The 11,106-nt window shown below is 36.4% G+C and carries 10 protein-coding genes and 1 pseudogene; all 11 read left to right on the forward strand.

Features of this window, described 5'->3' with window-relative positions:
• Positions 1 to 111: 111 nt before the first annotated feature.
• The 11 genes and pseudogenes from QRN68_RS25465 (at position 112) to QRN68_RS25520 (ending at position 10,408) form a co-directional block, all read left to right on the forward strand.
• Positions 112 to 492, forward strand: a complete 381-nt coding sequence (locus QRN68_RS25465) for a hypothetical protein (protein ID WP_285400137.1) — start codon at positions 112 to 114, stop codon at positions 490 to 492.
• Positions 493 to 534: 42 nt separating this feature from the next.
• Positions 535 to 2,001, forward strand: a complete 1,467-nt coding sequence (locus QRN68_RS25470) for a sodium:solute symporter family transporter (protein WP_285400139.1) — start codon at positions 535 to 537, stop codon at positions 1,999 to 2,001.
• Between the two features lie 21 nt (positions 2,002 to 2,022).
• Positions 2,023 to 3,567 carry a class I adenylate-forming enzyme family protein gene (locus QRN68_RS25475; RefSeq protein WP_285400141.1) on the forward strand — a complete coding sequence of 515 codons (1,545 nt, stop codon included), beginning with the start codon at positions 2,023 to 2,025 and terminating at the stop codon, positions 3,565 to 3,567.
• Positions 3,568 to 3,690: 123 nt separating this feature from the next.
• A complete protein-coding gene (locus QRN68_RS25480) occupies positions 3,691 to 5,250 on the forward strand; it encodes an AMP-binding protein (protein ID WP_285400143.1) in 1,560 nt (519 codons plus the stop codon).
• A complete protein-coding gene (locus tag QRN68_RS25485) occupies positions 5,250 to 6,023 on the forward strand; it encodes an enoyl-CoA hydratase/isomerase family protein (RefSeq protein ID WP_285400158.1) in 774 nt (257 codons plus the stop codon). Before QRN68_RS25480 ends, QRN68_RS25485 begins: the two co-directional genes overlap by 1 nt.
• Positions 6,024 to 6,035: 12 nt before the next feature.
• Positions 6,036 to 7,580, forward strand: a complete 1,545-nt coding sequence (locus QRN68_RS25490) for a class I adenylate-forming enzyme family protein (RefSeq protein ID WP_285400145.1) — start codon at positions 6,036 to 6,038, stop codon at positions 7,578 to 7,580.
• Between the two features lie 46 nt (positions 7,581 to 7,626).
• Positions 7,627 to 8,195, forward strand: a pseudogene (gene ligD / locus QRN68_RS26995) (non-homologous end-joining DNA ligase LigD).
• A 91-nt stretch (positions 8,196 to 8,286) separates the two neighbouring features.
• Positions 8,287 to 8,463 carry a transcriptional regulator gene (locus QRN68_RS25505; RefSeq protein ID WP_285400149.1) on the forward strand — a complete coding sequence of 59 codons (177 nt, stop codon included), beginning with the start codon at positions 8,287 to 8,289 and terminating at the stop codon, positions 8,461 to 8,463.
• On the forward strand, positions 8,463 to 9,719 hold the full coding sequence (locus tag QRN68_RS25510; protein WP_285400150.1) for a Y-family DNA polymerase: 1,257 nt from the start codon (positions 8,463 to 8,465) through the stop codon (positions 9,717 to 9,719). The genes QRN68_RS25505 and QRN68_RS25510 overlap by 1 nt, the downstream gene beginning before the upstream one ends.
• 13 nt (positions 9,720 to 9,732) lie before the next feature.
• Positions 9,733 to 10,065 (forward strand): YolD-like family protein, encoded by a 333-nt coding sequence (locus QRN68_RS25515; protein WP_285400152.1) that lies wholly within the window; start codon positions 9,733 to 9,735, stop codon positions 10,063 to 10,065.
• Complete coding sequence (locus QRN68_RS25520; RefSeq protein WP_285400154.1) at positions 10,058 to 10,408, forward strand: YhjD family protein; 351 nt, start codon at positions 10,058 to 10,060, stop codon at positions 10,406 to 10,408. Before QRN68_RS25515 ends, QRN68_RS25520 begins: the two co-directional genes overlap by 8 nt.
• The last annotated feature ends 698 nt before the right edge of the window (positions 10,409 to 11,106 follow it).

Raw genomic sequence — 11,106 nt, forward strand, 5'->3', positions numbered from 1 at the left:
AATGAGTTATGTCATTCATGTTAAAAAAGTATTTATCGGACCACAAACTTTGTTGAAAAACATTTAGATGGATAATGTTTGATTTGTAAAATTATGAGGAGGGTTCGAAATATGTCTTTTATCGATAAGCTCATCTACACACTTCTAAGCCTTGTCATTATAACTTTTATTGGGACGATAACAGGTTCATGGCGATTCATTCTTTACCCCTATTTAATCGTAATTGGCATTGCTATTTTATTTGGGATTTTGAAAAATGTAAAACAAAATCCTTGGAAAATGTGGATTCCAGTGTCAGTTGTAATTGTATATATCATTTTGTATGCATGGTTGGATATTATAACAATCGACACACCTACAGGAGGAAGTAAATATATATTTGGACTAACTCCGAGTATGGCTTTATATATACTTGGTATTTGGCCGTTAGCAAATTTAATTTGTTTATTATATGCATGGACCTTCTCAAAAGAGGAAACGTTAAACAATTAATATTACATTGGGTTGGCGAATCTGACAATAAGGGGTGGGTAAGTGAATAGTACAATTATTATTATTGCAGTTATTTATTTACTAATTTGTATTTTGATTGGGGTTTGGGCTACTGGGAAGACCAAAACAACTAGTGATTTTTTAATTGCAGGTAAAAACCTTGGAATGTTCGTCATGGCTATTGCTGCATTTTCTTCTATTCAAAGTGGTTTTGGAATGTTAGGTGGGACAGGGTTAACATTCTCCGGAGGAATGGGGTTTCTAGCTGGGGTCGGAATTGCAGCTCCTTTAGGCTTTGCATTAACTTGGTTTTTAGTTGGAAAAAGAATGTGGAAAGTTGGGGAGCTAGGAGAAATATATACACTTGGTGATGTAGTGGAAAGAAGATATAACAGTAAAGCCGTAAGGGGATGGATTGGATTAGCAGTTACTCTTGGAGTAATTGGCTATCTTGGAACACAAGTTCAGGCGATGGGCATTATTATGCATACGATATTTGGTGTAACTCCAATGGTTGGAGCTTTGATTGGACTTGCCATTTTAGGATTCTACTGCGTAGGTGGAGGCATTTTAGCAGGTGTATATACGGATCTATTTCAAGGGGTCATTATGGTTGTTGTTTCCGTCTTTATTTTCTTCATGGCACTAAATGTAGGTGGCGGTGTTCAGAGTATTACTGAGAATCTAAAAAGCTTTGATCCATTATTGGCTTCTCCATTTGGAACGTTTTCAATGGTTTCTATTGCTTGCTGGATTTTTTTATTTAGTTTAGGGGCCGCTGGTCAACCCCATTTTATAACAAAGTTTTTAATGGTAAGAGATCAGAAGCAATTAAAATGGGGAGCATTCACAGCGGGGTTTGCCTATACACTGAGTACTCTATTAGTTATAGGAATTGGGCTATCTGCTCGTTCTCTTTATGTTAAAGGCGATTTCCCGGAATTAACCTCACCAGATGAGGCATTAACAGTATTTATTACGCATTTTACTTCTCCGGTTGCAGGTGGTTTAGTAATTGCAGGATTACTGGCAGCCATCATGTCTACCGGTTCAAGTTTTGTAACTTTAGGTGCTTCGGGTTTAACAAGAGATATACCAAAAGCATTTAATATTAAAGTGAAAAATGAATTGTTATGGAACAGAATAGCGGTGGTTGGTTTACTTGTTATTTCAACTCTATTCTCTTTTTATATGGATACATTGGTAGCGTTATTAGGGGTATTTGGTTGGGGAACTTTCGCATCTGCTATTTTCCCAGCTGTAGTATTGGGGCTAATTTGGAAAAAGGCAACGAAATATGGAGCTGTCTCAAGTATAAGCGTTGGATTGGTATTAAATTTTGTACTAGAGATTTGCGCGAAATATGGGGTTATCTTACTCCCACCTGGGGTAATCATTGGTGCAGTTGCATTTTCCGTTTCAATTATTGTATTTATCACCGTTTCTCTAATGACTCAAAAGTCAAATTTGGAGTTAGATAAAGAATTGCTAGATGCTATGGAAGGCTAATTGAATAGGAGGAATTTCAAAATGAATGTTGGCTATTTAGTTAACAGAGTTGAAAGTAGGATTCAAACAATATCTCCTGAAAAAATTGCATTAAAATTAGAGTCCAATGAAACTTGGACATATGGTGATCTAAATCGAATTTCGAATCAATATGCTCATTCACTACAACAAATGGGCATTGTAAAAGGTGATAGAGTAGGGATCCTTTTATATAACTGCCTCGAGTATTTTGCTCTTTATTTTGCAATCGCCAAGCTAGGTGCAATCGCAGTTAGAATAAATTTTAGATTATCTAGTGAAGAGTTTAAATATATTTTGAATGATTCTGGAACTAAGATCCTTTGTCTTCATTCAAGTCTTCAAGGCAAAATAGAACCTATTAAAAGTTCAATTAAAGTAAGAGAGTATGTATGCCTTGAAAATGAGAATATTACTTCCGCAAACTGGACAAATAGTTGGGATGTATTAGAAAAAGGTAGTCCATCCGAAGTTATAGGAATAGACATTGATAAATCTGATCCAGTCATGTTGATGTATACATCAGGTACTACAGGTCGACCTAAAGGTGCGCTTTGGTCACATGAGAATACGTTATGGTTTGCAAATATGCAAATACTCAAATGGGGAATTAATGAACAATCTATCGCAATGTCAACGGGACCTCTTTATCATGTTGGAGCGATGGAAGATATTTCGTTATCCGTTTTAATGATGGGCGGAACAGTGATACTAACAAGGAGTGGGGGATTTGATATTGAGAGAGTATTGTCTACTGTCGAACAAGAAAAAGTGACAGATATTTTACTTTTTCCCTTTATGGTATATAACATGCTAAATGTAAGTGATCTTTCTATTTATGATTTTACAAGCTTGAAGCGGATCTTTTCAGGGGGAGACCCCGTTGTACCTTGGGCAATTGAACAATTACATTACTTATTTCCACATATTGATTTTGTGCAAGTTTATGGGCTTACAGAGGGGACCCCTGTAGCAGCTTCGTTAGATCCACAAGATGTGAAATTGAAAGGACATTCAGTAGGGAAGCCAATGCCGTTTACAGAAATTAAAATTGTGGATGATCAAGGAAATGTTTTGAGCTATGGAAATGTAGGAGAAGTTTGCATTAAGAGTCCGTCAGTATCAATGGGATACTGGAGGAAACCAGAAGAGACAGCGAGTACATTTGTGAATGGGTGGTGTCATACTGGAGACTTAGGGTATTTGGATAAAGATGGATACTTAACTATATCTGGCCGGAAAAAAGATATGATTCGTAGCGGTGGTGAAAATATTTATGCGGTAGAGGTTGAAGACGTACTAATTCGGCATACGGCTATACATGATGTAGCTGTAATTGGTATTCCAGATCCAAAATATATCGAGGTAGTATGCGCAATAATTGTTTTAAAACAAGGTGAGGTAATATCTGAAAAAGAAATTTTAGCATTTATAGATGGAAAAATCGCAGGTTACAAAAAACCAAAGCAAATTATTTTTGTAGATGAACTTCCTAGAACTCCTTCAGGGAAAATTCAAAAGTTTATATTGAGAGAACAATTTAGTTGAATTTTTATAGTTATTCCAAATGAGTATATGGAGATTTAATTTTTAGCAAAGGGAATATTTACATTTCGTAAGGATATTCAATGGCTCTATTTGTAAAGGAGAAAGAAAAAGGAGGTTGAAAAATTGCATCAAATAAATCAATTATTAGATTATCATGCTAGTCATACACCAAATAAAGAGTATTTATTTACGAGTAGCGAGACTTTGACCTATAAAGATTTGTATGAACGTGTGAACGCTTTAACGTATTCACTTTATTCTATAGGTATTACTAAAGGAGATAGGGTGGCTTTGTATCTTCGAAATAAACCGGAGTTTTTATATACTTGGTTTGCCTTAAATCGAATAGGCGCAATTATGGTCCCTATCAATACTTCATTACAAAAAAAGGAAGTTTCTTTTATCTTGAATGATAGTGAAGTTGTAGGATTAATTGGTGAGGGTGATGCTATAAAAGAAGTATTAAATCCAGCGGTATCAGAATGTCAGTCGATAATATTTACTATTACTACAGGTGCATCTCAAAATGGCTGGATTTCTATGGAGAGTTTATTAGAAAAAACGAGTTATTTGGATTGTGAAATACCTGACGAAAATAATTTGTCCTCAATTTTATATACATCAGGCACTACAGGTAATCCGAAAGGGGTTATGTGCCCACATAGATACTACTTTCATTTGGCAAAATCCGCAGTTGAGGCAGTGAAGTTTAAAGAAACTGATCGCCTGTTAACCTACTTACCTCTCTTTCACATGAACGCTCAAATACTTACTGTAACTGCATCCCTCGTTTCAGGTTCGAGTATTGTTCTTTTAGATAAATTTCAACCGAACTTATTTTGGCAAGAGATAGATAAATTTAAAGCAACCGTTTTCTTTTATTTAGGATCTATTTTACCATTATTATCAAAATTGACAGTCTCTGAAGAGGAAAAGCATAACACACTACGTTTAGCGGTAGGAGCACAGGCGAACCCTAAAAAGATAGAAGAATATGAAACTAGATGGGGTTTGGAAATGATTGAGTTGTTCGGCATGACAGAAGGCGCTGGAACAATTAACCGAGTTGGAAATCGCAAAATTGGATCCTGTGGAAAAACGTTTGAAAACCACAAGGTCATGATTGTGGATGAATTAGGTACCCCTCAATTGCCACTTAAGTCAGGAGAAATCATTTTCACGGGTCCATCACTGACACTTGGGTACTGGAATAATACAGAAGAAACTCAAAAGGCTTATCGAAATGGTTGGATGTATTCAGGTGATATAGGATATATGGATTCGGATGGATATTTGTATTTTCTAGACAGAAAAAAAGATATCATCCGATGTAATGGGGAAAACATATCTTCGGCTGAAATAGAACAGGTATTATTATCGCATCCTGATATTTGGGAAGTAGCCGCAATTCCTATTCCTGATGACGATCGTGGTGAAGAAATTAAAGTTTTTATCGTCACTAATCCGGGAGTACAAATAAAACCGGAAAAAATCATCCAGTGGTGTGAGACTACGATGGCTAAATATAAAATCCCGCGGTACATCGAATTTCGAGATAGTTTACCTAAAACCGAAACACAAAAGATTCAAAAGTCGATTTTGAAAAAAGAAAATAGTGACGTAAGTATAAATACTTGGGATCGCCGAAAAAAATCACTGAATGAAGTGGGGGAAGAGTATTGATGAAACCTGTCTTATTTGAGAAAAAAGGTGTTAAAGCATATATTACGTTTAACCGACCTGAAGCGATGAATTCAATGACACCAGAGGGTTTTCAATTACTTGCAGAATACTTCAAAGAGGCTCAAACAGACGATAATATAAGAGTCATAATTTTAACAGGTGCAGGGGACAAGGCTTTTTGCTCTGGGGCGGATTTAAAAAAGACTATTCCGCTTATATCTGATGGGCAACTAGATTTCGGGTTGTTAAACGATGCTGTTCTAAAAAACGTGCCAATCTGGAAACCAATCATTGCAGCAGTAAACGGTTATTGTTTAGCTGGGGGGACTGAAATTTTACAGGCTACAGATATTCGTATTGCAAGTGAAGATGCAATATTTGGGTTACCAGAGCCAAAATGGTCGATTATGGCTGCAGCGGGATCTCTTGTTCGTTTAGCTAGACAAATACCATATTGCCAAGCTATGGAAATATTGTTGACTGGGGAACAACTTACAGCAGAGAAAGCTGAAAAAATTGGTCTCATCAATAAAGTAGTCCCTAAAGAAGAGTTAATGAATGAAGTAGAAAGATATGCTGATATTATTTGTCAGAATGGTCCACTAGCAATTCAAAACACAAAAAAAGCAGTAATTGAATTACTAAATTTACCCATAGAAGAGGCCTTCCATAAAGAAATTTTGTATGCTAAAGAGGTTTTTGAAAGTTCGGATGCAAAAGAAGGTGTTGCGGCATTTGCAGAAAAAAGGGAGCCACAATTTAGAGGATCATAAGGAGGCGATAGGGTGAAAGAACAAATTTCGATTATCAATCGAGTAGCAATTGGTGATGTAATACGACGAACAGCGAGTAAGTTTGGAAACAAAGAGGCGGTTATTGACGGTGACAAACGCTACACTTATAAAGCTGTGTATACGCACACAAATCAAGTCGCAAATTATTTATCAGAAAATCTTGGCTTGGAAAAAGGAGATAAAGTTGCAACGCTGTGCTTAAATTCATATGAGCATATAATTGCAATGTATGGCATTCAAAAAGCCGGCTTGGTATGGGTTCCCATAAACCCAGGCTTAACAACATCTGAAGTCGATTATATTTTACAAGAAGCCAATGTACGTCTTGTAATTGGTGATGCTATGTTACTAAAGATGCATGTATCCATTATGAGTCCTTATGAACAACTTGTGACACCACACTCAGATGGGGCATCTTGTTTTACAAAGGCCTATAGCTCTGCCTCTGTGGATGAGCCTAATGTTCATATTGAAGACCGTGACATTGCTCAAATTATGTTTACAAGTGGTACAACAGGTAATCCCAAAGGTGTTTGTATTTCTCATATAGCTGTGCATATGTCTAGTATGGCAAATGCATTAGAAATGAAGGTAGAAGCTAATGATGGAATAATAGCGGTTATGCCTTATTTTCACTGTGCACAACATGCATTTTTACAAACGTTTTTACTAGTAGGTGGTAAAATTGTCGTATCGCAAAAGTTCGACCCAATCGTCTTTTTTGAAACGATTCAATCTGAGAAGATTACGTTTATTTTTGCATTACCAATTATGTTTCGTGCCCTTATTTTGCATCCAAATCGCTCAAAATATGATTTATCTTCCTTAAATAAATGCTTATATGCGATGGCTCCGATGGATCAAACGACGTTGCGTATGGGAATTGAACAATTGAATGCTGAATTTTTCCTAGGTACTGGACAAACAGAAATGTACCCCGCAACGGTTGTGTTTAAGCCACAATATCAGCTCACAAAGGTAGGGAGTTACTGGGGTGAGCCAAGTCTCATTAATGATGCTGCGATTATGGATGAAGAGGGCCGTATACTAGGAAAGCATATGGTAGGTGAAATTGTTCATCGGGGTCCAAATGTCATGAGCTGTTATTTGAATAATCCACAGGCCACAGCGGAAGTACAAAAATTCGGCTGGCATCATACAGGAGATTTAGGTTATATGGATGATGATGGACTTATTGTTTTCGTTGATCGTAAGAAGGATATGATTAAAACAGGTGGAGAAAACGTAGCTTCTATTCAAATCGAGCAAGTGCTGTTGAATTGTGAGCATGTAGAAAATGCGGTTGTTGTTGGTCTTCCGCATCCTGTATGGATTGAAGCAGTCACATCCTTTGTGAAGGTGAAAGATGGCGTAACGAAGGAAATGATTCACGCTTACTGTAAGGCGAATTTAGCTGGTTTTAAAGTTCCAAAGGAAATTATTTTAGTAGATGAGTTCCCGATGACCTCTACAGGGAAAATTCAAAAGCAAAAGCTACGTGCAATGTATGACAAAATTTATTTGACAGTGAAATAATAGAGTATGTTACAACCAAATATGTAGAAGACACTAATTTTATTTTGTGCATAATATCGAAATTTTGTTTTGGTTAAGTAATCAGCTTGCACTAGAATTCCATACTCCATTTCAATCGATTCATACGGAGAAACCAACTGAGATTGTTTTTGATTTAGATCCACCTTCCGTTGCTGAATTTCATTTAGCTGTTAGTGCTGCTCTAAAATTGAAAGCTTCTTTGATCAAATTAAGTTGAAATCTTTTGTAAAGACTTTAGGTGGGAAGGGAATGCAAATTTACATCCCGTTACCGACGGTTACATTTTCATATGAAGAAACAGGAGTCTTCACAACAGAACGATTGAAAAAGAATAGGAACAATAAATTATATCTAGATTATGTACAAAACCGTGAAGGGAAAACAATCATAGCTCCGTATTCGCCCCAGGGTAATGATAAAGGACTAATTGCCACACCGTTGTATTGGGAAGAAATGAATAACTCCTTAAGCCCAGATAAATTTACAATACCATTTGTATTAGAAAGAATTAGAACTGTAGTGTCATTAAAAACTTCCGATATATTGGGGAATTACAGGGCTTTAAATCAGTTCTCGATCAATCAAAAAGACTGATCTAAAAATTACCACTTCTAAAAAAGAACGTTTGTGCGTATAATATATACGAACTAACGTTCTTTTTCTTTGCGGAGGGAGAGTGGAAACAATGAAAGATAAGTTAATAAAAGCGATGCAACACAATCAGTTAGTAAATATGGTGTACATTTCAAAGTCTGAAGTCATCACGAAAAGGTGTATCCAGAAACAGGCAAAGCGTACTTTTATTCTCGATAATGTTCTTGTTATTGTTTCAGTTGTTTATAAAGAGCGAGGGATCATTTAATGTATGAAAACCTCCCTGAACGTTCCATTATATGTATTGATATGAAAAGTTTTTACGCTAGTTGCATGGCAATGCTTGAAGGTTTAGACGTCATGACAACCCCAATCGCAATCGTAGCTAATTTCACTCAACCTGGTAGCGTTGTCTTAGCTGCATCGCCACCTATGAAGGAGCGATTCAAGATAAAAACAGGAAATCGCCGTTTTGAAATACCCAAGCATCCAGACATAAAACTTTTTGAACCGAAGATGAGTTTCTTCATTGAAATGTCGATGGCTATCACTCGTCTTATTTCAAAGTATGTGCCGCCAGAGTGCATACATATTTATAGTGTCGATGAAAGTTTTGTTGATCTATCCGGTACTGAAAAGCTTTGGGGTTCACCTGAAGAAGCGGCTAAGGAAATACAAAGGGCTATTCTTGACCAATTTAATATACCTAGTGCAGTAGGCATGGGACCAAATATGTTAATAGCCAAATTAGCTTTAGACCTTGAAGCAAAGAAAACAGGCTTTGCTAAATGGACGTATGAAGATATTCCAAAAAAATTATGGCCAGTTCGCCCCCTTTCTGAAATGTGGGGCATAGGAAAACGAATGGAAGCAAATCTAAATGCTATGGGGATACAAACAGTCGGTGGTTTGGCTAATACAGATCTAAAAGAATTAGAAAAGCGCTTTGGTGTAATGGGCAATCAACTTTATTACCATGCATGGGGAATCGATTTATCCACATTAGGGGAGCCGTTAATAACAAATGGAGCTTTAAGTTTTGGGAAGGGCCAAATGCTGATGAGGGATTACCACACACGAAAAGAAATCTCTGTAGTGCTCCTTGAAATGTGTGAGGACGTAATGAAGCGAACGCGGGATGCAGGTTATGTTGGCCGTACAATTAGTATTGGTCTTTCTTATAGTCGAAACGCTATGACCAAAGGATTCCATCGTTCTAAAACGATTGCAGTACCAACAAGCGAAACACTGGTAATGTATAAAACTTGTATTGAATTACTGGATAAACATTTTGCAGGTGAACCAGCTCGGCAGTTATCTGTCCGAATATCCAACCTGGAAAGAGAGCATAGTATCCAATTAGATTTATTCGATGATCGTAAGCCACAGCGTCAAATAATCGGTCCTACAATGGATGCAATACGTAACAGGTTTGGAGCTACCTCAATATTAAGAGCAGTTTCATTCACAGAAGCTGGTACAGCTATTAATCGAGATCACTTAGTTGGTGGTCATTTGGCATAGGAGTGATTTATTAATGATACAAGACAGGGGTAATATTAAATGGGCATCGATGATGTTGCCGGAGCATTTAGAGCTTCTTAGAGAGTTCAAACAAGAGCATACAGAACAGCGAAGAGAGTTGACTGAGTGGGAACTGGAAGAATTACAAAAAACAATTGATCAAGCTTTTAATCAGCAATTGGACATAAAATTAGAAGTGTGGAAGGACTACAAAATCACACAATGGACTGGAATAATTAAATCGATGAATACTAATGAACTCATACTTGAAACACTACTTAAAACGAAAAGTATTCCAATCCAAAGTATTCAATCAGCCCAACTGGATGCTGATTATTATGATTAAAGCCGACGAAAGACAGTTACTTCATAAGTATCTTTTGTTAGAGCTAGCAGTTAAATCATTGCAGGTTGACTATTGTAAATTAGAGCAGTTTAAAATGAAAACGGTATTTCTTCCAATGATGGATTCATTGCTAAAGGATCTAAGACAAGAATATTTTAACCTCAAACGAGAACTTGCACAAAAACGTATACGAGTAGTAGGTTGGGAACCAGTAGATGAATACTTTAGTGACGTGCAAGTTGCCACTGCAGGTAATGATGTAGTACTCCGTTATGCAAATCAAGCTCTTAAATCACAGGTGGAAAAGTTGTTGGCTAATCATATACGTGTAGTTTTAGAATAAAGATTGATTAAAAAATTTTTTCCTTCAACCTTTATTTATCAGCAAACGCAAAAACACTCCATTTCGAAAAAAGATTAATCAAAATGGAGTTAATCTTTCTAACTAAGTATGAGATTTTTATTTGATCAATTAAATGAGCCTTATTGTTTCATTTACGACTGAAATGTAACAATGAAATAATTTAATAATAGAAGAAAAGTACTCGTCTGCTTAAGACATAGAAAGAATAAATTGGATTTGTTGGAATCCAATTTAATGATTATCCATGAATCAATTCACCGACTAATCCACTTAAAAGACCTCGAGAAAATACAAATGCTACTCAAAGCATTGAAATTAGATGAAAAGCAACTATTGAAAGTAAATGAATTGCGTAAGCAATGTCTGAACGCCACAATCTGACTTTAAGTAGCAACTTAGCCTACACATAAAATCTGAATGAATTGGATTAATGGGAACGCCGTATGCTGGGAAACTCGCACGTACGGTGTGAAGTGGGGGAAAAGCCGGAGATAACGTCAAAGGCTTACCTATCATTATAATAAGATTCACTTTTTTTATTGAACTTATTGTACTTCCGTGAAAGAAACGTAATAATCTTTCATTCTCTGTGATATAACGCTGTCTTTGCGCTACATGGATGGCTAACGGGGCAGAATAATTGAATTAAGCTAAAAATCGCCAAATTCAATTTTAGT

Origin of the sequence: Lysinibacillus sp. fls2-241-R2A-57, from assembly GCF_030209535.1 — a bacterium.
Classification (GTDB): domain Bacteria; phylum Bacillota; class Bacilli; order Bacillales_A; family Planococcaceae; genus Lysinibacillus.